This is a genomic window from Pelomonas lactea (genome assembly GCF_043555885.1).
GTDB lineage: Bacteria > Pseudomonadota > Gammaproteobacteria > Burkholderiales > Burkholderiaceae_C > Pelomonas > Pelomonas lactea.
In genome coordinates this window covers 575,424-596,414 of the sequence record NZ_JBIGHX010000002.1, presented here as the reverse complement: position 1 = coordinate 596,414, position 20,991 = coordinate 575,424, and the positions used below count along the sequence as shown (strand labels likewise).

Sequence of the window (20,991 nt, the reverse complement as noted above, 5' to 3'; positions counted from 1 at the left end):
GCTTTGCGGTCAAGGGAGAACGGGCATGGCCATCTACCAACTGGACGACTGGCTGCCCGACGTGGCCGACACGGCCTTCGTCGCCGACAGCGCCGAGGTCATCGGCCGGGTGACGCTGGCGCAGGACGTCAGCGTCTGGTTCAACGCCGTGCTGCGCGGCGACAGCGACACACTGACCATCGGCGCTGGCAGCAACATCCAGGACGGCTCGGTGCTGCACGCCGACCACGGCTTTCCGCTGGTCATCGGCCAGAACGTGACGGTGGGCCACCAGGTCATGCTGCACGGCTGCACCATCGGTGACGAGAGCCTCATCGGCATCGGCGCCGTGGTCTTGAATGGCGCCCGCATCGGCCGCAACTGCATCGTTGGTGCGGGGGCGCTGGTGACCGAGGGCAAGGCATTCCCCGACGGCTCGCTGATCGTCGGCGCGCCGGCCAAGGTGGTGCGCGAGCTGACCGAGGCGCAGATCGCCGGCCTCAAGGCCAGCGCCGCCCACTATGTGAACAACGGCCGCCGCTATGCGGCCGGACTGAAAAGAATCCGATGAGTGAACTCCATAAATTCCTGTTCGACGGCCTGCCGGTGCGCGGCATGCTGGTGCGGCTGACCGACTCCTGGCGCGAGATGCTGGGCCGCCGCGAGCCCGGCCAGGACTACCCGCCCGAGCTGCGCGACATGCTGGGCGAGATGAGCGCCGCGGCCGTGTTGATGCAGGCCAACATCAAATTCAACGGCGCGCTGGTGCTGCAGGTGTTCGGCGACGGCCCGGTCAAGCTGGCCGTGGCCGAGGCGCAGCCGGACCTGAGCTATCGCGCCACCGCCAAGTGCGTGGGCAGCGTGGAGCCGGGCGCGACGCTGGAGGCCATGGTGAACCTGCGCGGCCAGGGCCGCTGCGCGATCACGCTGGACCCGAAGGACAAGTTCCCCGGCCAGCAGCCCTACCAGGGCGTCGTGCCGCTGCATGGCGACCAGCGCGAGCCGCTGCAGAAGATGAGCGAGGTGCTGGAGCACTACATGCTGCAGTCGGAGCAGCTAGACACCAAGCTGGTGCTGGCCGCCAACGGCGACATCGCCGCGGGCCTGCTGATCCAGCGGCTGCCGGTGGAGGGCGAGGGCAACCTGGAGGGGCGCCGGAATGAGGACGACATCGGCCTGTCCGACGCGTTCAACCGCATCTCCATGTTGGCCGCCACGCTGACCGCCGAGGAACTGCTGACGCTGGACGCCGACACCGTGCTGCGCCGCCTGTTCTGGGAAGAGACGGTGACGCGCTTCGAACCCTTGTCTGGAAGTACAGCGCCGCGTTTCGCGTGCACCTGCTCGCGCGAGCGCGTGGGCCAGATGCTGCTGGGCCTGGGCCGCGAGGAGGTCGACAGCGTGCTGGCCGAACGTGGCGACGTGGAGATCGGCTGCGACTTCTGCGGCCGCCACTACCGGTTCGACGCGGTGGACGTCGGTGCGCTGTTCACACCGGCCGGCCAGCAGCCCGAGGGCGGCGCGGCGGCGTCGACGCTGCAGTAGGCACGCGTTTCCTCCGTTGTGAGGATGTCTTCGCGGCTAGTGATTGACGCTGCCGCGGCCAGCTGAGAACTTTGCCGCCGGGCCTGTCCGGCCTGGCGGTGGGAGTTCGGCATGGCGGAGGCGAAAGGTGGCGGTCTGGGCGGCTTTCCGTGGGCCAGCGCCGCGGTGCTGCTGGCCTTCGTCGCCAGCACGCAGCTCGTGCCGCATGCCTTCGACGCGCTGCGGCCCGCCGAGAAGGCCCGCGCCCAGGCGCCGCTGGACCCGGACCTGGAAGTCAACGCGCGGCTGTGGGAGGACCCGTTCGCGGCCGTGCGCCGCTACGAGGTCGAGCGCGCCGAGCGCTGCGAGCGCCTGCGCAAGCAGGCCACGGCCCGCCCCGACGTGGACTGCCAGGGCGGCACGGCCGATGCGCGCAACCCGCGGCAGCTGGTGGCACGGCTGGATGGCGACCATGACCAGCAGCTCGACGACACGCTGATCCTGCTCGGGCTGATGCCTGGCGCCGATTTCGTCGGCGCCGAGGAGGCCCGCCGCCGCATCCGCTACGCGACGCTGGCCGGCCTGCTGGCGCAGGACTATGTGCCGGACAACGCCGAGCGCCTGAGCCTGCTGGAGTTCGACCTGCTGACGCCGGGCCTGGCCTCGTCCACCGCGGTGTCCAAGGACCCGGGCGCGGCGCGCGGCAGCTACGTGGTGCCCTACGAGCTGCTGTCGCTGCGCCGGCGCGACGCCGCCGCCCGGGACGGCGCGGCCGGTGCCGAGCGCTACAGCCAGGTCGCCGTGCTGTGGGTGGACGAAAGCTCGCTGCCGCTGCGCAAGCTGGATGCGCTGGCGCGGTTGGTGGAGCAGCTGATGGGCGACGCCGCCCGGCGCCAGGCGCGCGAGCGCTTCGGGGAGGGCGAGGCCGTGCCGCGGCTGGCGGTCATCGGGCCGTCGTCCACCGACGCGCTGCGCACGGCGCTGCGCGACCTGCGCTGTGCGGCCGAGCTGAACAACGTGGCCGGCATCCGCACCAGCAAGCTGGCGCGCGACGACGCCACCCGCTGCGCCACGCGCGACACCCGCGTCGGCGCGGGGCTGCCGGACGATGTGCTGGCCGGCTACCGGCTGCTGTCGCGCGCGCAGTTCTACAACCCGGCGTCCACCGCGCCCATCGCGATGCTGGCCGAGCTGGATGCGCAGGACCACCTGCTGGGCGACCTGGGCCGCCACAGCCTGGACCAGTTCCTCAGCCACCAGTTCGGCCGGTTGACCGGCGACGACCCCGTGGCCCACCCGGTGCGCATGCACCGCACGGTGGGCGACGACACGGACCTGATCAAGCGGCTGGTGGGCGAGCTGCAGCTGCGCCTGCCGGACGAGACCCACCGCATCGTGCTGGTGGCCGAGCGCGATTCCATCTACGCCCAGGCGCTGGTCAGCAAGCTCAAGGAGTCGCTGCCCGGCCCGCTCGCCGAGCGGCTGCAGGTGATCTATTTCTTCCGCGGCATCGACGGCGCCACCACGAAGGAGGGCGCCGCCGTCGCCGCGCCGGCCTCGCCCAAGGCCCAGCCGACGCTGGAATGGCCGGAAAGCCGCGACCAGCTGGACTACCTGCGCCGCCTGGGCGCGCAGCTCAAGCAGAGCGAGGGCGACCCGCGGCTGGCGCCCATCGGCGCCATCGGCATCTTCGCCAACGACGTGCACGACAAGCTGCTGGTGCTGCAGGCGCTGCATGAGGACTTCTCGGACCGCATGTTCTTCACGACCGACCTGGACGCGCGCTACCTGCACCCGCGCACGCAGGCGTTCACGCGCAACCTGGTCGTGGCCAGCAGCCTGCCGCTGGCGTTCTACCCGGTGCCGCCGGGCCGGTTCGACCTGCAGGCCGGCACGCCGCCGCTGCGCGACAACTACCAGACCAGCACCTACGCCGCCGCGCGCCGCGCCGGCTGCCGCAACGATGCCTGCCGGGAGCGTGAGCGCGAGGCGCTGGATGCCGCGCTGAGCCGGCCCTCGGTCTACGAGATCGGCCGCACGCTGAGCGTGCCGCTGGCGGGCTACGCGCTGGCGGAGGCGCCCGACAGCGGCGATGCCGACCGGGTGACCATCGCGCTGGCGATGGCGGCGCTGGTGCTGGGCGGGCTGTTCGTGTGGCCCGGCACGCCCGCGCTGCGCCAGGCCGGCGGGCTGATGAGCGCCGGGCCCGGCGCGCCGCCGCTGTCGCCCACCGCGCGGGTGCTGGTGGCGCTGCATGCCGCGTTGCTGGCCTTCATGCTGGCCAGCCTCGTCGAGTTCGTCTGGCCCGGCCGGCCGGGCGTCTGGCATGCGCCGGCGATGGCGGCGGCCGCCGCGGCGACGCTGCTGGTGCTGGGGCGGCTCGCGCTGCGGCCGCTGGTGCTGGCCGTGCTGGTGGCGGGGCTGCTGGCCTGGGCCTGGCCGGTGCGCGTCGCCCAGCCCTGCCCGCACTGCGAACCCATGGCCTGGCTGCAGGGCGTCAGCGCCTGGCCCTCGCACCTGGTGCACCTGCTGGGGCTGTTCCTCATCGTGTGGACGCTGGACTGGGCCTGGGCGGATGCACAGCAGCGGCTGCGCCAGGACTCGCGCTGGCTGCAGCTGGACAGCCCCATCGTGCACACCCACCTGGGCCGGCTGCTGCGCGCCTGGTGGACGCATGGCAGCGTGTTGTTCTGGAAGGCCGGCGTGGGCTTCAGCTGCGACTTCCGCGTGCTGTGGGCCGAGTACGGCGAGCGCGGCGGGGCGCTGCCGCGGGCCGCGCGCTGCCTGTTCTGGTACGGGCTGACGGTCGCGGTGGTGCTGCTGATCTTCGTCAGCGTCAACGGCGTGCAGGTACCGGCCGTGCCGGTGCGTGGACAGGAACACCGTCGTCTGGTCGCCACCGGGTTGTACGCGCTGCTGTTGCTGCTGCCGCTGTTGATCGTCGCGGTGGCGGACTCCATCACGCTGCTGACCCGCTTCGTGCGCCACCTCAACGCCGGCCGCAGCTACTACCCCGAGGCCACCGTGCAGATGTTCGCCCGCGCGCTGGGGCCGGAGCATGCGGGGCTGTGGGCGGACCGCTTCGCTGCCCGGCCGCAGGACCGGGGGCGAACGGCGGCGGACGGTGGCGATGACTTCGTCATGCACACGCTGCTGGACGACTGGATCGACGTGCGCGTGGTGGCCCGCCGCAGCGCGCCGGTGGCGCGGCTGGTGATCGGCCCGTTCGTCGTCATCGCGCTCCTGGTCGTCGCGCGCAGCCGGCTGTTCGACAACTGGGCGCTGACGCCTGCCATCGCGGTGGGCGTGAGCTTCTACGTGGCGGTGCTGATCGGCCTCACGCTGCTGCTCAAGCAGTCGGCCGAGAACACGCGCCGGCGCGCGCTGGCGTCCATGCAGGCCGACCTGCGCTGGCTGGCCGGCAGCGGCAAGCCGCGCGCCGACCTGGTGGAGCCATTCAAGCGGCTGATCGCGCAGGTGGAGAACGAGTCCGAGGGCGCGTTCGCGCCGTTCTTCGACCAGCCGCTGCTGAAGGCCATGCTGGTGCCGCTGGGCGGCGCTGGCGGCACGCAGCTGTTCGACTACCTGCTGCTGGGGCGCTGAGCGGCGGCCTCGCCAACTCTGTGGAGTTCGCGTTGACGCCGTGGCGCCGGGCGCGGAATGTCCGTCCCCTGAACCGCGTGTGCGGGCAGGAGGCGAGATGTCAGACACCAAAAGCAGCCTTGGCATGCTCGGCTGGGGCAGCGTCGCCGCGCTGGCGGCCTTCGTCGCGAGCACCCATCTGTCGCCGCAGGCGTTCGACCTGGTGCGCCCGGCTGACCGGCAGGGGCTGGCGTCGGCGCCGGTGGTCGACTCAGACATCAGTGCGCGGCTGTGGGAAGACCCGTTCATGGCCTTGCGGCGTTATGACATCGAGCGGCCCAAGCGTTGCGAACTTGAGCGGCAAAGCCGGAAGGTCAGTGACGACTGCAGCGCCCAAGCAAACAGCGATCGGCGAATGCCGGCGATGCTGTTGAATCGATTGGATGCGAGCACCCCGGAAGGGTGGTCCGACGCGTTGGTCATCGTGGGCTTGGTACCGGGTGCCGACTTTGTCGGCGGCGAGGAGGCTCGCCGCCGCATCCGCTACGCCACGTTGGCTGGCCTGATGGCGCAGGGGTATGTACCGGACCGGCCGGAGCGGCTGAGCTTGCTGGAGTTCAGCGGCGTTCATGCGGGGGCGTCGTCCCCCTCGGCATCGGCTGGATCGTTCGCGCAATCGAAGCCCGCGGCGCAGTGTGCGAGCGCCCACAAGGAAAGATCGGATGACGCTGCCAGAAGGAATCGACTGAGCGTGACGGTGCCGTACGAGATTCTGTCTCAGCGTCGGGCACATGGCGATGCTGCTCGTGCCAGCGGCCGCTACGGCCAGGTGGCGGTTCTCTGGGTGGATGAGAGTTCGCTGCCTCAACCCAAGCTGGATGCCTTGGCCAAGGTGCTGAACATGGCGCTCGGGCTGAAGGTGCGACAAGAGGCCTGGGCGAGGCTCACGCCATCGCTCGCCGAGGATGCAGGCACGGCCAAGGCCGGCAACGTGCCCGGCGCGCCGTCGCTGGTCTTCATTGGCCCTTCATCAACGGATTCGCTGCGTACCGCCATCGCCGACCTGCGCAATGCCGCAGATCGCAAGGCGGCCAGCCGGGTCGCAGCGGAGCTCGGTGTTTGCCAGGAGCCCGTGCCGAACGACCCTGACCCGCCGGGCTTCAGCGGCTACGGCCTGCTCGCCAACGCCACCTTCTACAGCCCCGCCTCAACTGCGCCGGCCCACCTGATCGCCGAACTGCAGGGACAGCCGCTGGAGACCTTCGTGCCGCAGCAACTGCGGCGCATCGTGGGCGACACGCCTGCGCCGACGGTACGCGTGATCCGCACCATCGCCACCGACGATCTGCTGATCGACAGCCTGCTGGACGAGCTCAAGCTGCGGCTGCCGCCCGACAAGCCGCGTCGCATCGTCGTCGTGGCCGAGCGGGACAGCCTGTACTCGCAGGGGCTGATCCAGGAGCTGCGCCGCCGGCTGGAGGCCAACAAACAGCGGCAGCTGCTGCTGGACGAGGTCTATTTCTTCCGCGGCCTGGACGGTGCGGAGCTGCGCGACAGCGGCGACAAGCCGGCCAAGCCGGCAGCCAACGACCCCAATGCGAAGACACCCGAGTTGCCGGAGGGGCGCGACCAGCTGGACTACCTGCGCCGCGTGGGCCAGGCGCTCGCCCAGAGCCAGGCCCGGGCCGGTGCCGTGCCCATCGGCGCCATCGGCGTGCTGGCCAACGACGTGCACGACAAGCTGATGATCCTGCAGGCGCTGCACGAGGACTTTGCCGACAAGCCGTTCTTCACGACCGACCTCGACGCCCGCTTCCTGCACCCCAAGGTGCAGCGCTACACGCGCAACCTCATCGTGGCGGGCAGCCTGCCGCTGGCCTTCCCGCCGGCGGCCGGCGCCAGCGGTGCCCAGACGCTGCAGGACGGCACGCCGCCGCTGCGGGATGCCTACCAGACGGCCACCTACCTGGCGGCCCGTCACGCCGGCTGCGCGGACGAGCCGTGCCGGTCCCGCGAGGCGGCCGAGCTGAAGGCCGTCGTGAGCGACCCGTCCGTCTACGAGATCGGCCGTGACAAGGCCGTGCCGCTGAGCGGCCATGCCCACACGCTGCGCGGGCAGGCGGCGGCGATGGGCGATGTGGCGACGGCGGCCGTGATGGGGGCGCTGATCGTGTTGGGCGTGCTGGGCTGGCCGTCGACCCCGTCGCTGCTGCGCGCCCGTGCGGCCTTCATGGGCGGCGGCGCGCCCGGCGGCGAGCGGCTGGACATGAACACCGTCGTGCTTGCCACGCTGCAGGTGGCGGCGATGGCGTTCGTCATCGCCAGCCTCATCGAGTTCGCGCGGCCCAACGAAGTGAACTTCGCCCACATGCTGTGGCTGGGCAGCCTGGGCGGCTTCACCTGCATGCTGGCCATGCTGCCGGCGCTGCTGGCCGGCCCTGGGCGCCCGGCAGGCGCGGCGGCGCCGGGCCTCAACGTGTTGCACCTGGCGCTGCTCCTGGGCGCCGTTGCGCTGTGGGCGTGGATGGCCTGGCCGGCGGGGCGGGACGCCGGCCGGCCCTGCACCGAGTGCGAGCCGGTGGCCTGGTTCCAGGGCATCAGCGCCTGGCCGTCGCACCTGCTGCACCTGCTGGCGGTGGTGGTGACCGTGGGCGCGTTCGACCGCGCCTGGTCGGGCACGCGCAGCGCGCTGCAGGCCGACAGCGACTGGCTGCACATCCCCGCGGCAGCCACGCCGATGCTGAGGCGATTCACACCGCGGCGGCTGCTGCGTTACTGGCTGGCCCACTTCAGCGTGCTGGTCTGGCAGCGCCACGGCGGCTTCAGCTGCGACGCGGGCCGGCTGTGGCAGGAGTACCGCTGGCGCGCGCACGGCCAGGCGCGGGCATTGCGCATCCTGTGCTGGTTTCTGCTGACGGTCGGGCTGGTGGCGCTGGCGTTCTTCAGCCTCAGCGAGGGGCAGGTGCCCGAGATTCCGGTGCGCGGCACGCAGCACCGGCAGATGGTGGGCGCCACGCTGTACGCGCTGCTGCTGCTGGTGCCGCTGCTCATCGTCGCTGTGGCCGACGCGACCGTGACGCTGCTGGTCTTCGTGCGTCATCTCAACGAGGGGCGCAGCTGCTACCCGGAGGACACACTGGCGCAGTTCGCGTCGGCACTCGGCGAGACGAACCGCGCGGCCTGGCTGACGCGCATCGCCGCGCTGCCCGAGAGCCGCGGCCCCGACAGCACCGGCCCCTGGCGGCACACCTTGCTAGACCCATGGATAGATGTGCAGGTCGTCGCCCGTCGCAGCGCGCAGGTGGCAGGGCTGGTGTTCTGGCCCTTCCTGGTGCTGGCGTTGCTGGTGGTGGCGCGCAGCCGCGCGTTCGACAACTGGTCGCTGACACCTGCCGTCGCAACCGGCGTGAGCTTGTACGTGGGCATGCTCGTCGCGCTGACGCTGCTGCTCAAGCGTGCCTGCGAGCAGACCCGCCAGCGCGCGCTGGAGGCCATGCGCGCCGACCTGCACTGGCTGGAAGGCGGTGACCCGACGCAACGCGGCCTGGTGGCGCCGTTCCAGCGGTTGATCACCGACGTGGAAACCAATCAGGTGGGCGCGTTCGCGCCTTTCCTGGACCAGCCGCTGCTCAGGTCGCTGCTGGTGCCCCTGGGTGGCGCCAGCGTCACGCCGTTGTTCGAGTGGCTGGTGTCGGCGCGCTGAGCAGACACCGTATCGCCTGCGTGGCGCCATCCAGCCGCTGGCCGTCGCCGCCACCCACGTCGACCCAGGCGATGCCGTCGCGCGCCAAGGCCGTTCGCAGTCGCGCGTCGAAGGCCGCCCGCACGCCCGGGCCGTCGCGCAGGAAGCCGTCGGCCTGCCAGGGCAGGTCGGGTGCGCACAGCAGTGTCAGGTCGCAGCGGCGCTGGAAGGCCAGCGCGTCGGCGGTCAGCGATGGGTCGTCGAAGTAATGCTCGCTGCACAGCGCAGTGATCAGCGGCGTGGTGTCGCAGATCACCAGCGCGTGTTCGCGCGCGGCAGCCTCGATGCGGCGCGCCTGCTCGGCGGCGATGTGGGCCTGCTCGTGCCGCTGCGGCGTGTGGCCGTGCGTATCGCACCACTCGCGCAGGTACTCGGTGACGAGCCCGGCGCTGAAGTGCGCGGCCAGCGCCTCGGCCAGCGTGGACTTGCCGGTGCACTCGGCACCCAGCAGCGCGACGACGATGCTCAAGCCCGCCTCCACGCACGCCAGCCGATGACGCTCAGCGGGATGAAGCCGGCGTACAGGATGACCGTCAGCCAGTAGCCCTTGAGCCCGAACAGCACGACGCTGACCGCGTTGACGACGATCCAGGTCGGCCAGTTCTCCTCGTACTTGCGGGCCAGCAGCCACTGGCCCAGCAGGCTCGCGACGGTCGGGAAGGCGTCCCACCAGGGCAGGGGGCTGTCGGTGGCCCTGGCGAGGAACAGCCCGAGCAGCGGCCACGTAGCCAGCGTCAGCAGCACGGGCCGCAGCAGGCCTCGCAGGCCCAGGCGCCGAACCTTCAGCACGTCGCCCTCACGCGTGCGGCCGAAGCGCCATTGCCACCAGCCCCACAGCGCCAGCGCCGCGAACACCAGCTGCAGCGAGGCCTCGCCGTAGAGCCTGCCGTCCCAGAACAGCGCGAAGTACATCAGCGAGCTGACGAAGGCCAGTGGCCAGGCCAGCAGGTGCACCCGCATGTTGCAGATGACCATCCACACGGCCAGCACGAAGGCGATCACCTCCAGCCACGAGGCCGGGCTGCCGAAAGCGGTGAAGGCCGGCGCCAGCAGCGCCGCCCAGAGCGTGGCCAGCATCAGCGCTGGCCGGCCGGAGCGGAGGCGGCCGTCTTGGCCGCGACGGGCACGAAGACCTCGTCGGACTTGATCATGCCCAGCTCGAAGCGGGCTTTCTCTTCCACCATCTCCAGGCCTTCGCGCAGGTCGCGCAGTTCGGCCTGCAGCTGGGCATTGCGGGCGCGCGCCTGGTCGTTGTCGGCGCGCGCGGCGGCCACCTCCTCCCGGAGGTGAGCCACGTACGGAAGGCTGCCCCGGCCCACCCAGAGCTGGGCTTGGATGGCGATCAGGAAGACCGCCAGGACCAGGGCAAGAACCTTCAAGCGCTTACTTCAGGTTGTAGAACGCCGAACGGCCGGGGTAGACGGCCACGTCGCCCAGGTCTTCCTCGATGCGCAGCAGCTGGTTGTACTTGGCCATGCGGTCCGAGCGCGACAGCGAACCCGTCTTGATCTGGCCGGCGTTCAGGCCGACGGCGATGTCGGAGATGGTGCTGTCCTCAGTCTCGCCCGAGCGGTGCGAGATGACGGCCGTGTAGCCGGCGCGCTTGGCCATCTCGATGGCGGCAAAGGTCTCGGTCAGCGTGCCGATCTGGTTGATCTTGATCAGGATCGAGTTGGCGATGCCCTTCTCGATGCCTTCCTTCAGGATCTTGGTGTTGGTCACGAACAGGTCGTCGCCGACGATCTGCACGTTCTTGCCCAGGCGCTCGGTCAGGATCTTCCAGCCGTCCCAGTCGCCTTCGGCCATGCCGTCTTCGATGGAGATGATGGGGTACTTGTCGACCCAGGTGGCCAGCATGTCGGTCCACTGCTGCGAGGTCAGCGAGATGCCGCCTTCGCCTTCGAGCACGTACTTGCCGTCCTTGTAGAACTCGCTGGCGGCGCAGTCCAGGCCGATGGCGATCTGCTCGCCGGCCGTGTAGCCGGCCTTGGCGATGGCGTCCAGGATCAACTGGATGGCGGCCTCATGGCTTTCGACGCTGGGCGCGAAGCCGCCTTCGTCGCCGACGGCGGTGGAGATGCCCTTGTCGTGCAGGATCTTCTTCAGTGCGTGGAAGACCTCGGCACCCCAGCGCAGCGCTTCACGGAAGCTCGGCGCGCCCACGGGGATGATCATCAGCTCTTGCAGGTCCAGCGAGTTGTTCGCGTGGGCGCCGCCGTTGATGACGTTCATCATCGGCACGGGCAGCTGGTTGCCGTTCATGCCACCGAAGTAGCGGTACAGCGGCAGGCCGGACTCTTCGGCCGCGGCGCGGGCCACGGCCATCGAGACGGCCAGCATCGCGTTTGCGCCCAGGCGGCTCTTGTTGTCGGTGCCGTCCAGGTCGATCAGCGTCTTGTCCAGGAAGGCCTGCTCGGAGGCGTCCAGGCCCAGCACGGCTTCGCTGATCTCGGTGTTGATGTGCTCGACGGCCTTCAGCACGCCCTTGCCCAGGTAGCGGGCCTTGTCGCCGTCACGCAGCTCGATGGCCTCGCGCGAACCGGTGGACGCGCCCGACGGCACGGCTGCACGGCCCATGACGCCGGACTCCAGCAGCACGTCGCATTCGACGGTGGGGTTGCCGCGGCTGTCGAGGATCTCTCGGCCGACGATGTCAACGATGGCGCTCATTCTTGGGTCTCCAGGGAAGTAAAAAAACGAAGGCGGCAACAGTGTGCCAAGCAGCCGTTACCGCGTCACAACATCAGGCGGCGGCAGGCAGCGCGGCGGCTTCGCATCAGCAGGAGAAATCATTCTCCAGAAGCGGCTGCTGCTTGACGACGCGGTCCAGCGCGACGAGCTGCGTCAGCAGCGTCTTCATGTGCTTGAGCGGCACGGCGTTGGGGCCGTCGCTGAAGGCCTCGGCCGGGTTGGGGTGGGTCTCCATGAACAGCCCCGCCACGCCGACGCCGACGCCGGCACGCGCCAGCACCGGCACCATCTCGCGGGCTCCGCCGCTGCTGGTGCCCTGGCCGCCGGGCTTCTGCACCGAGTGGGTTACGTCGAACACGACCGGCGCGCCGGAATTGCGCATCTCGGCCAGGCTGGTCATGTCGGCGACGAGGTTGTTGTAGCCGAAGCTGACGCCGCGCTCGCAGGCCAGGAAGCGGTCTTGCGACAGGCCCACTTCCGCCGCGGCGGCGCGGGCCTTGTCGATGACGTTCTTCATGTCCCAGGGCGCGAGGAACTGGCCCTTCTTGATGTTGACCGGCTTGCCGCTTTGCGCGACGGCACGGATGAAGTCGGTCTGGCGGCACAGGAAGGCGGGCGTCTGCAGCACGTCGACGACGCTGGCGACTTCGGCCACCTGCGTGGTGTCGTGCACGTCGGTCAGCACCGGCAGGCCGGTCTGGCGGCGCACCTCGTCGAGGATCTTCAGGCCGGCTTCCATGCCCAGGCCACGCTTGGTGGTGCCGGAGGAGCGGTTGGCCTTGTCGAACGAGCCCTTGTAGATCAGCGGGATGCCCAGTGAGTCGCAGGCTTCCTTCAGCAGGCCGGCGACGTCCAGCGACAGCTGCTGGCTCTCGATGGAGCAGGTGCCGGCGATCAGGAAGAAGGGCTTGTCGATGCCGACGTCGAATCCGCAGAGCTGCATGGTCACGCGTCCTTCTTGTGGTTCAGCGCGGCCTTGATGAAGGCCGTGAACAGCGGGTGGCCACCCCAGGGCGTGGACTTGAACTCGGGGTGGAACTGCACGCCGACGAACCAGGGGTGCACGTCGCGCGGCAGCTCGACCATCTCGGTCAGCTTTTCGCGCTGCGTGATGGCCGAGATGACCAGACCGGCCTGCTGCAGGCGGTCGAGGTAGTGCTCGTTGGCCTCGTAGCGGTGGCGGTGGCGCTCGGTGACGACGGGGCCGTAGATGTCGGCCGCCAGCGTGCCCGGCTTGACGTCGGAGCTCTGCGCGCCCAGGCGCATGGTGCCGCCGAGGTCGGAGTTGGCGTCGCGCTTCTGGATGCTGCCGTCGGCGTCCTGCCACTCGTCGATCAGCGCGATGACGGGGTGGGGCGTGTCGGGGTCGAACTCGGTGGAGTTGGCGCCTTCCAGGCCGGCCATGTGGCGGGCGTACTCGATGGTCGCAACCTGCATGCCCAGGCAGATGCCCAGGTAGGGCACCTTCTGCTCGCGCGCGTATTGCGCGGCCAGGATCTTGCCTTCCACGCCGCGCTTGCCGAAGCCGCCGGGCACGAGGATGGCATCGAAGGCGCTCAGCGAGCCGACGGTCTCGGGCGTCAGCGTCTCGCTGTCGACGTACTCGATCTTCACGCCGGCATGGTTGTGGATGCCGGCGTGGCGCAGCGCCTCGTTGAGCGACTTGTACGAGTCCGACAGGTCGGTGTACTTGCCGCACATGGCGATGGTGATCTGTTCCTTCGGGTTCTCGACCTCGTAGACGAGGTTGTCCCAGCGCTTGAGGTCGGCCGCCTTGGTGTTGAGCTGCAGCTTGGTGCAGATCAGCTGGTCCAGGCCCTGCTCGTGCAGCACGCGCGGCACCTTGTAGATGGTGTTGACGTCCCACATCGAGATCACGCCGTACTCGGGCACGTTCGTGAACAGCGAGATCTTCTCGCGCTCGTCGTCGGGGATGCGGCGGTCGGCGCGGCACAGCAGCGCGTCGGGCTGGATGCCGATCTCGCGCAGCTTCTGCACCGTGTGTTGAGTGGGCTTGGTCTTCAGCTCGCCGGCGGCGGCAATCCAGGGCACGTACGTCAGGTGCACGAAGGCGACGTTGGTGGGGCCCATCTTCAGGCTCATCTGGCGCGCGGCTTCGAGGAAGGGCAGCGACTCGATGTCGCCCACCGTGCCGCCGATCTCGACGATGGCCACGTCCACCGCGTCGGGCGTGCCGTGGCCGGCGCCGCGGCGGATGAACTCCTGCATCTCGTTGGTGATGTGCGGGATGACCTGCACGGTCTTGCCGAGGTAGTCGCCGCGGCGTTCCTTCTCCAGCACCGACATGTAGATCTGCCCGGTGGTGAAGTTGTTGGCCTTCTTCATCCGTGTCGTGATGAAGCGCTCATAGTGGCCGAGGTCCAGGTCAGTCTCGGCGCCGTCGTCGGTGACGAAGACTTCACCGTGCTGGAACGGCGACATCGTGCCGGGGTCGACGTTGATGTACGGGTCCAGCTTGATCAGGGTGACTTTGAGGCCGCGCGATTCGAGGATGGCAGCCAGGGAGGCCGACGCGATGCCCTTGCCCAAGGAGGACACCACACCGCCGGTGACGAAGACGTATTTGGTCATGTCTTGCAGCAGCCCAGAACAGGCTGCTGTGGTGGGAAATGCTGATTGTAGATGGAGTGCCCCTCGCCCAGCCTCGCCGCGCTGAACGCGGGCGATTCTGGCCGGTCCCCCAAGGGGACGGCGATGCTTGCGGCGTTGAGCCGCAAGCACATCGCCCGCGGCCCGGCTTGGGGCGGCCCGGCGCTCGGTCCGCGGTGGCTAAGCCAGCAGTTCCAGCACGAGGTCGGCCGTTTCGTCGGGCTTCTCGAACGGGTAGAGGTGCGAGCCCTCCATCCAGCGCCAGTTCTCGCCGGCCAGCTGCTTCGACGCGGCCGCGCCGGCCTGGCGCAGCTCGGCCGAGCGCGTGCCGCCGACGAAGGCGACCGGACATTGCGGCGGGCGCAGGCGCAGCAGCAGCGGCAGGTGATGCGGCAGCGTGCGGTAGATGTGGGCCTCGACGTCGCGCGTGAAGCGCAGCCGCACCTCGCCGTCGGCCTCCTCGAAGCCGGCGTCCACGTAGTCGGCCAGCACGCGCGGGTCCCAGCGGGCGAACATCTTCTTGGCGCCGAAATGGGCGCGCACCGCGTCGCGGTCGGGCCAGACGTGGCGGCGCTCGCGGGCGATCCTGGACGGGCCGTAGCGGTGGATCAGCCCGGTCGTTTTGGCCACGGCGACGGCCGCGGCCTTCCAGCCGGTGACGACCGGTGAGTCCAGCATGACGAGGCGGTCCACCAGCTCGGGCCGGCGGCAGGCCGCCAGCAGGCTCAGCATGCCGCCCAGCGAGTGGCCCACCAGCGCCACCGGGCCGTCGGGCTTCACGTCGGTGTCGATGAAGTGCAGCAGCTGGTCGCGCAGCCGGCGCCAGTCGCCGGTGACGGGGAAGCGCGGGTCATGGCCGAAGCGGTCCAGCGCCTCCACGCGCCAGCCGGCCGCGCGCCACCGCTCGAACAGCACGCGGTAGCAGCCGGCGGGGTAGCTGTTGGCGTGCGAGAAGACCAGCGTCTTGGTCATGCCTTGGCGAGCTTCTTCAGCCGGTACAGCGCTTCCAGCGCCTCGCGCGGCGACAGCGCGTCGGGGTCCACCGCATCCAGCGCCTGCACCAGCGCGCTGGGCTCCGGCAGCGGCGGCGGGGCAGGGGGCGCGGCGAACAGGTCGAACTGGTCGTCGGCCGCGTTCTGGCGCGCTTCCAGCGCCTCCAGCGTCGCGCGCGCCTGGCGCACGAGGCTGGCGGGCATGCCGGCCAGCTTGGCCACCTGCACGCCGTAGCTGCGGCTGGCGGGGCCGGCCTGCAGCTCGTGCAGGAACACGATGTCCTCGCCGCTCTCCACGGCCGACACGTGCCAGTTCTGCGCCATCGAATGCTTGGCCGGGAACTCGGTCAGTTCGAAGTAGTGCGTCGCGAACAGCGTGAAGGCGCGCGTCCTGTCGTGCAGGTGCGTCGCGATGGCCGAGGCCAGCGCGAGGCCGTCGAAGGTGGACGTGCCGCGGCCGATCTCGTCCATCAGCACCAGCGACTGGTCGGTCGCCGAGTGCAGGATGGCCGCGCCTTCGGTCATCTCCAGCATGAAGGTGGACTGCGCGTTGGCGAGGTCGTCCGCCGCGCCGATGCGGGTGTGGATGGCGTCCATCGGCCCCAGGCGGCAGCTCGTGGCGGGCACGTAGGAACCGATGGCGGCCAGCAGCGCGATCAGCGCCACCTGGCGCATGAACGTGCTCTTGCCGCCCATGTTGGGCCCGGTGATGACCAGCAGCCGCGTGCGGGCGTCCAGCCTGCAGTCGTTGGGCATGAACTCCGCACCACCCGTCTCGGCCAGGCGGGCCTGCACGACCGGATGGCGGCCGGCCTCGATGTCCAGGCAGGGCTGCGCCACGAACTCCGGCCGGCACCAGTTCAGCGTCGCGGCGCGCTCGGCCAGCGCGGCCAGCGCGTCGAGACCGGCCAGCGTGCGGCCCAGCGCAGTCAGGGGTTCGAGGCGGGTGATGAGGGCGTCGATGACCTGCTCGTAAAGCAGTTTCTCGCGCGCCAGCGCCCGCTCGTTGGCGGACAGCGCCTTGTCCTCGAAGGCCTTGAGCTCCGGCGTGATGTAGCGCTCGGCGTTCTTCAGCGTCTGGCGGCGCTGGTAGTCCATCGGCACCTTGTCCACCTGGCCCTGCGTGACCTCGATGTAGAAGCCGTGCACGCGGTTGAACTGCACGCGCAGGTTGGCGATGCCCGTGCGGGCGCGCTCGCGCGTTTCCAGGTCCAGCAGGAAGGCGTCGCAGTTGTTCTGGATGCCGCGCAGTTCGTCCAGGTCGGCATCGAAGCCGTCGGCGATGACGCCGCCGTCGCGCGGCAGCAGGGCGGGCTCCAGCGCGATGGCGCGTTCCAGCAGGTCGAGGATGTCGGTGGGCGGGTTCAGTGCGGCGGCGTGCGCGTCGCGAAGCGCAGCCGGCGTCACGGCGCGCAGCTGCGGCAACACCTGCAGCGTCGCGCGCAGCCCGGTCAGCTCGCGCGGGCGCACCTGGCGCAGCGCGATGCGGGCCGAGATGCGCTCCACGTCGCTGACCGACTTCAGCGCGTCGCGCAGCGGCTCGTAGCCCTCGGCCTGCAGCGCCGCGATGGCGTTGTGCCGCGCGATGGCTTCGCCACGGTCGCGTTTGGGGTGCAGCAGCCACTGGCGCAGCATGCGGCTGCCCATGCCGCTCTTGCAGCTGTCCAGCAGCGAGAAGAGGGTGGGGCTGGACTCGCCGCGCAGCGTCTGCACCAGCTCGAGGTTGCGCTGCGTGGCGGGCGGCAGGTCCAGCAGTTCGCCGCTGCGTTGCACACGCAGCGAGCGCACATGGGCCAGCGCCCGGCCCTGCGTGTGCTCGGCAAACGCCAGCAGCGCGCTGGCCGCTGCATGACCTAGCGCCAGCTCATGGGCGTTGTAGCCCTGCAGGCCGGCCACGCCCAGCTGCTCGCACAGCTTGCGCTGGCCCAGGCCGGCATCGAACTGCCAGCTGGGCCGGTTCGTCACCGGGAAGCGCGCCTTCATGACGCCCGCCGGCTGCGCCTCGCGGTTCACCAGCACCTCGGCCGGCGACAACCGCGCCAGCCAGGCCGGCAGCTCCGTGTCGCTGCACTCGGCCAGCACGATCTCGCCCTGCGTCAGCGACAGCCAGGCCAGCCCGTGCCGGCGGCCGTGGCCCGAGACGGCCAGCAGCACGGCGTCCTGCTTGTCGGCCAGCAGTTCGGTGTCGGTGATGGTGCCGGGCGTGACGACGCGCACCACCTTGCGCTCCACCGGCCCCTTGCCCGCGCCGACCTCGCCCACCTGCTCGGCGATGGCGACGGCCTCGCCCAGCTTGATCAGCTTGGCGAGGTAGCTCTCCAGCGCATGCACCGGCACGCCGGCCATGACCACCGGCTGGCCCGCGCTCTGGCCGCGCGTGGTGATCGTGATGTCCAGCAGCGCGTGGCATTTGCGCGCGTCGTCGTAGAAGACTTCGTAGAAATCGCCCATCCGGTACAGCAGCAGCGTGTCCGGGAAGTCTGCCTTCAGCCCGAGGTACTGGGCCATCATCGGCGTGTGGGGGGCGAGATCGGGGGCGGTGTCGGCTTTCATGGGGCCGCGCATTATCTGGCGACCCAAAAGCACAAGGCCCGCATCGCGGGCCTTGTTGATTCAGCGAAGCAGCGAATCAGTCTTCAGACTTGAACACCAGCTTGACTTCGTGGGTTTGCGCGGCGCCGGTGCCTTCGAACTTCCACTGGCTCAGCGCGTCGACGGCGGCGCGGTCGAAGATGCGCTTCGGCTCGGCTTCGACGACTTCGACGTTGGCGACCTTGCCGTCACCGGCGATGGTCATCTTGGCGCGCACGCTGCCGGCGTTGATGTTCTTCTTGACGGCCTCGTTCGGGTATTCCGGAGCCACCTTCTTCAGGACCTTGGCGTCGGCGTGGGCCAGCGTGGCAGCGGCGGCGAGGGCGAGGGCGAGAGCGGAGCGAACGAGCATTGGAATCTTTCGTGACGTGGAGGTTGGAGGGCGTTGATGGCGGCTCGGGGCCGCGTTGACCCGCATTCTGGCCAAGGCGCCCCCCACGGGTAAGGGGGGAGGCCGTGCACATGTCACACCGCAATGCTCGGGTTCACCCGCAGTCCAAAGTGGTGCCAACTTCGTCACGCGAAAAAAAAGAAAAGCCCTCGCGAGGAGGGCTTGTTCTGCGGACCGGGTGGGTCAGACCGGTGCTTCGTCGCCGTCGGTCTTTTTGATGCGCACGGGGCCGCGCTTCTTGGGGGCTGCCGCGGCGGCGGGTGCGGTCGCGGCCGGCGCGCTCGCCGGCGCCGGGGCCGTCACGTCTTCTTCCTTGATGACGCGGCTGTAGGGCGCCAGCGTCTGCACCAGCGGCGCGTAGATGCGCGGCGTGCCGGCCAGGACTTCGCGCTGGTGCAGGAAGTCGGCTTCGCCGGTGAAGTTGCCCACCAGGCCGCCTGCCTCGGTGACGATCAGCGAGCCGGCCGCCACGTCCCAGGGCTGCAGGCCGGTCTCAAAGAAGGCGTCGTAGTAGCCGGCCGCGACGTAGCAGAGGTCCAGTGCGGCGGCGCCCGGGCGGCGCAGGCCGGCGCATTGCTGCATGACCTCCTCGAACATCTTCACGTAGCGCTTGAAGTTGTCGCCGCGGCGGAACGGGAAGCCGGTGCCGATCAGCGCGTCGCTCATGCGGGTGCGCTTGGACACGCGCAGGCGCTTGTCGTTCAGGAACGCGCCGCGGCCCTTGGTGGCGTAGAAGAGGTCGTTGCGGGTGGGGTCGTAGACGACGGCCTGCTCGACCTTGCCGCGGAACGACAGCGCGATGGACGTGCAGTAAACGGGGAAGCCGTGGATGAAGTTGGTGGTGCCGTCCAGCGGATCGATGATCCAGACGTACTCGGAATGCTTGGCGCCGTGGGTGCGGCCGGACTCTTCGGCGAGGATGCCGTGGTCGGGGTAGGCGCCCAGCAGCGTCTCGATGATCGCCCCTTCACAGGCGTGGTCGACCTCGGTGACGAAGTCGTTGGGGCTCTTGGTGTTGATGCGCAGAGCCTCCAGGTCCAGCGAGGCGCGATTCATGATGGCGCCGGCCGCGCGCGCCGCCTTGATGGCGACATTGAGCATGGGATGGAGGGACGTCTGCTGCATGCGGGGCACTCGCTGGGTAGAAGGGGCTGACAGGGGGAAAGAGCGTCGGGACGGCGTCGGCCAGCCCTGATAATCGCCGGATTCTAGCCGCAGCCCCCGTACAAACCCGTGCAATCCACACGCTTCGTCCTCATCAACACCAGCCATGCCGGCAACGTCGGCGCGACGGCGCGGGCGATGAAGGTGATGGGTTTCTCGGACCTGGTGCTGGTGGCGCCGCGCTTCCCGGACGTGGCCTGCCACGAGGAGGCCATCGCCATGGCCAGCGGCGCGGCGGACATCCTGGCCCGCGCCCGCGTCGTGCCGACGCTGGCCGATGCGCTGGACGGCGTGGACTACGCCTGCGCCACGGCGATGACGCCGCGCGACTTCGGCCCGCCGACGTTCGAGCCCCGCACGCTGTTCGCCGAGCTGGCCGCCCGCGAGGCCGCGCCGCGCCTGGCGCTGGTGTTCGGCTCCGAGCGCTACGGCATGGCCAACGAGGACGTCTACCGCTGCCACGCGGTGTTGAGCATCCCGACGCACCCCGACTACGGCTCGCTGAACCTGTCGCAGGCCGTGCAGCTGCTGGCCTATGACCTTCGCCAGGCCATCGGCGGTTTCGGTGTGCAGCCGCGCACGCCCGAGCCCGAGCGCGCCGACGCCCGCGCGGTGCAGGGCTTGCTGGAGCACCTGCAGACGGCGCTGGTCGACATCGGCTACCTGGACCCCGCGGCGCCCAAGAAGCTGATGCCGCGGCTGAACCAGCTCTTCAACCGCGCCGGCCTGACGAACGAGGAAGTGCACATCCTGCGCGGCATCGCCCGCGAGATGAGCAAGACCGCAGCCCGGACAGGCCATTGACCCCGCGCCTAGACTGGCGCGCCTTCCCCTTCCGGCAGCACATCATGTTCCAGCGCCTGCGCGAAGACATCGCTCTCATCCTCCAACGCGATCCGGCGGCGCGCTCGACCTGGGAGGTGCTGACCTGCTACCCCGGGCTGCATGCGTTGATGATGCACCGCCGTGCGAACTGGCTGTGGCGGCATGGCTTCAAGTGGCTGGCGCGCTGGGTGTCGCACTGGAGTCGGTTCCTGACGGGCATCGAGATCCACCCCGGCGCCAAGATCGGCCGCAAGGTCTTCATCGACCACGGCATGGGCATCGTCATCGGCGAGATGGCCGAGATCGGCGAGGGCTGCACGATCTACCAGGGCGTGACGTTGGGCGGCACCTCGCTCGTGAAGGGCGCCAAGCGCCACCCGACGCTGGGCCCGGGCGTCATCGTTGGCGCCAATGCCTGCGTGCTGGGCGGCTTCACGGTCGGTGCCGGTGCGCGCATCGGCTCGGGTGCGGTCGTCACCAAGCCGGTGCCGGCGGGGGCCACGGCGGTGGGCAACCCGGCCCGCATCATCGAGGCTGCGAGCGACCAGGCGCGCGAGGAGGCCGCCGCCCGCATGGGCTTCTCGGCCTACGGTGTGGCGCATGGCGACGACCCGGTGGCGCAGGCCATGCGCGGCCTCATCGACAGCGCGTCGGGCCACGAGCACCAGATCGCGCTGTTGTGGGACGCCGTGTGCAAGTTGTCGGCGGAGCTGGGCAAGCCGGTCGGCGACTGCGTGCCCTGCGATGCGCAGCGCGACGAGGTCTTCGATGCGGCCGAGATGAACCGGCTCGTCAAATAGCGCCGGTGAGGCCGGGGCGCCGGCCGCTGCGTGCGTGAGAATCGGGCCCTCCCGGGCGCCGTGCCCGACTCGAGACGGCCCTCCTTGCTGCTGCGCGCA

General features: G+C 70.1%; 16 protein-coding genes. 6 read left to right on the top strand and 10 right to left on the bottom strand.

Features of this window, described 5'->3' with window-relative positions; genetic code table 11:
• The first annotated feature begins 25 nt into the window (after window positions 1–25).
• The 4 genes from ACG04Q_RS06960 (at window position 26) to ACG04Q_RS06945 (ending at window position 8,788) form a co-directional block, all read left to right on the top strand.
• Window positions 26–550 carry a gamma carbonic anhydrase family protein gene (locus ACG04Q_RS06960; protein ID WP_394510171.1) on the top strand — a complete coding sequence of 175 codons (525 nt, stop codon included), beginning with the start codon at window positions 26–28 and terminating at the stop codon, window positions 548–550.
• The gene (gene hslO, locus ACG04Q_RS06955; protein ID WP_394510170.1) at window positions 547–1,524 is read left to right on the top strand and encodes an Hsp33 family molecular chaperone HslO; all 978 of its coding nucleotides are present in this window, start codon (window positions 547–549) and stop codon (window positions 1,522–1,524) included. The genes ACG04Q_RS06960 and hslO overlap by 4 nt, the downstream gene beginning before the upstream one ends.
• Before the next feature lie 111 nt (window positions 1,525–1,635).
• Window positions 1,636–5,106: a hypothetical protein gene (locus ACG04Q_RS06950; protein WP_394510169.1), complete on the top strand. Its 3,471-nt coding sequence runs from the start codon at window positions 1,636–1,638 to the stop codon at window positions 5,104–5,106.
• Window positions 5,107–5,203: 97 nt separating this feature from the next.
• Complete coding sequence (locus ACG04Q_RS06945) at window positions 5,204–8,788, top strand: hypothetical protein (protein ID WP_394510168.1); 3,585 nt, start codon at window positions 5,204–5,206, stop codon at window positions 8,786–8,788.
• Here ACG04Q_RS06945 and ACG04Q_RS06940 read toward each other — a convergent pair.
• From ACG04Q_RS06940 to ACG04Q_RS06895, 10 genes are all read right to left on the bottom strand, one after another.
• The gene (locus ACG04Q_RS06940) at window positions 8,751–9,296 is read right to left on the bottom strand and encodes an AAA family ATPase (RefSeq protein WP_394510167.1); all 546 of its coding nucleotides are present in this window, start codon (window positions 9,294–9,296) and stop codon (window positions 8,751–8,753) included. The two genes, ACG04Q_RS06945 and ACG04Q_RS06940, sit on opposite strands and share 38 nt — an antisense overlap.
• The gene (pnuC, locus tag ACG04Q_RS06935) at window positions 9,293–9,904 is read right to left on the bottom strand and encodes a nicotinamide riboside transporter PnuC (RefSeq protein WP_394510166.1); all 612 of its coding nucleotides are present in this window, start codon (window positions 9,902–9,904) and stop codon (window positions 9,293–9,295) included. Before pnuC ends, ACG04Q_RS06940 begins: the two co-directional genes overlap by 4 nt.
• On the bottom strand, window positions 9,904–10,206 hold the full coding sequence (locus ACG04Q_RS06930) for a septum formation initiator family protein (RefSeq protein ID WP_394510165.1): 303 nt from the start codon (window positions 10,204–10,206) through the stop codon (window positions 9,904–9,906). Before ACG04Q_RS06930 ends, pnuC begins: the two co-directional genes overlap by 1 nt.
• 4 nt (window positions 10,207–10,210) lie before the next feature.
• Window positions 10,211–11,497 (bottom strand): phosphopyruvate hydratase, encoded by a 1,287-nt coding sequence (gene eno, locus ACG04Q_RS06925; protein ID WP_394510164.1) that lies wholly within the window; start codon window positions 11,495–11,497, stop codon window positions 10,211–10,213.
• A 106-nt stretch (window positions 11,498–11,603) separates the two neighbouring features.
• Window positions 11,604–12,461 (bottom strand): 3-deoxy-8-phosphooctulonate synthase, encoded by an 858-nt coding sequence (gene kdsA / locus ACG04Q_RS06920; protein ID WP_394510480.1) that lies wholly within the window; start codon window positions 12,459–12,461, stop codon window positions 11,604–11,606.
• Window positions 12,462–12,463: 2 nt separating this feature from the next.
• The gene (locus ACG04Q_RS06915) at window positions 12,464–14,110 is read right to left on the bottom strand and encodes a CTP synthase (protein ID WP_394510163.1); all 1,647 of its coding nucleotides are present in this window, start codon (window positions 14,108–14,110) and stop codon (window positions 12,464–12,466) included.
• A 198-nt stretch (window positions 14,111–14,308) separates the two neighbouring features.
• Window positions 14,309–15,100 (bottom strand): alpha/beta fold hydrolase, encoded by a 792-nt coding sequence (locus ACG04Q_RS06910; RefSeq protein WP_394510162.1) that lies wholly within the window; start codon window positions 15,098–15,100, stop codon window positions 14,309–14,311.
• Window positions 15,097–17,673 (bottom strand): DNA mismatch repair protein MutS, encoded by a 2,577-nt coding sequence (mutS, locus tag ACG04Q_RS06905; protein ID WP_394510161.1) that lies wholly within the window; start codon window positions 17,671–17,673, stop codon window positions 15,097–15,099. Before mutS ends, ACG04Q_RS06910 begins: the two co-directional genes overlap by 4 nt.
• A gap of 76 nt (window positions 17,674–17,749) precedes the next feature.
• Window positions 17,750–18,064 carry an energy transducer TonB gene (locus ACG04Q_RS06900; RefSeq protein WP_394510160.1) on the bottom strand — a complete coding sequence of 105 codons (315 nt, stop codon included), beginning with the start codon at window positions 18,062–18,064 and terminating at the stop codon, window positions 17,750–17,752.
• A gap of 222 nt (window positions 18,065–18,286) precedes the next feature.
• On the bottom strand, window positions 18,287–19,228 hold the full coding sequence (locus ACG04Q_RS06895) for an inositol monophosphatase family protein (RefSeq protein ID WP_394510159.1): 942 nt from the start codon (window positions 19,226–19,228) through the stop codon (window positions 18,287–18,289).
• Between the two features lie 108 nt (window positions 19,229–19,336).
• Here ACG04Q_RS06895 and ACG04Q_RS06890 point away from each other — a divergent pair, with 108 nt between their 5' ends.
• Both ACG04Q_RS06890 and cysE read left to right on the top strand, forming a co-directional pair.
• Entirely contained in the window at window positions 19,337–20,071 is a 735-nt protein-coding gene (locus ACG04Q_RS06890) for an RNA methyltransferase (RefSeq protein WP_394510158.1), read from the top strand.
• 44 nt (window positions 20,072–20,115) lie between these two features.
• Complete coding sequence (cysE, locus tag ACG04Q_RS06885) at window positions 20,116–20,892, top strand: serine O-acetyltransferase (protein WP_394510479.1); 777 nt, start codon at window positions 20,116–20,118, stop codon at window positions 20,890–20,892.
• Window positions 20,893–20,991: the final 99 nt, after the last annotated feature.

Coding starts and splice junctions, on each gene's coding strand:
- ACG04Q_RS06945 (WP_394510168.1), top strand. CDS start 5,204: ATGTCAGACACCAAAAGCAGCCTTGGCATGCTCGGCTGGGGCAGCGTC.
- mutS (WP_394510161.1), bottom strand. CDS start 17,673: ATGAAAGCCGACACCGCCCCCGATCTCGCCCCCCACACGCCGATGATG.
- hslO (WP_394510170.1), top strand. CDS start 547: ATGAGTGAACTCCATAAATTCCTGTTCGACGGCCTGCCGGTGCGCGGC.
- cysE (WP_394510479.1), top strand. CDS start 20,116: ATGTTCCAGCGCCTGCGCGAAGACATCGCTCTCATCCTCCAACGCGAT.
- ACG04Q_RS06900 (WP_394510160.1), bottom strand. CDS start 18,064: ATGCTCGTTCGCTCCGCTCTCGCCCTCGCCCTCGCCGCCGCTGCCACG.
- ACG04Q_RS06960 (WP_394510171.1), top strand. CDS start 26: ATGGCCATCTACCAACTGGACGACTGGCTGCCCGACGTGGCCGACACG.
- kdsA (WP_394510480.1), bottom strand. CDS start 12,461: ATGCAGCTCTGCGGATTCGACGTCGGCATCGACAAGCCCTTCTTCCTG.
- ACG04Q_RS06910 (WP_394510162.1), bottom strand. CDS start 15,100: ATGACCAAGACGCTGGTCTTCTCGCACGCCAACAGCTACCCCGCCGGC.
- pnuC (WP_394510166.1), bottom strand. CDS start 9,904: ATGCTGGCCACGCTCTGGGCGGCGCTGCTGGCGCCGGCCTTCACCGCT.
- eno (WP_394510164.1), bottom strand. CDS start 11,497: ATGAGCGCCATCGTTGACATCGTCGGCCGAGAGATCCTCGACAGCCGC.
- ACG04Q_RS06950 (WP_394510169.1), top strand. CDS start 1,636: ATGGCGGAGGCGAAAGGTGGCGGTCTGGGCGGCTTTCCGTGGGCCAGC.
- ACG04Q_RS06895 (WP_394510159.1), bottom strand. CDS start 19,228: ATGCAGCAGACGTCCCTCCATCCCATGCTCAATGTCGCCATCAAGGCG.
- ACG04Q_RS06915 (WP_394510163.1), bottom strand. CDS start 14,110: ATGACCAAATACGTCTTCGTCACCGGCGGTGTGGTGTCCTCCTTGGGC.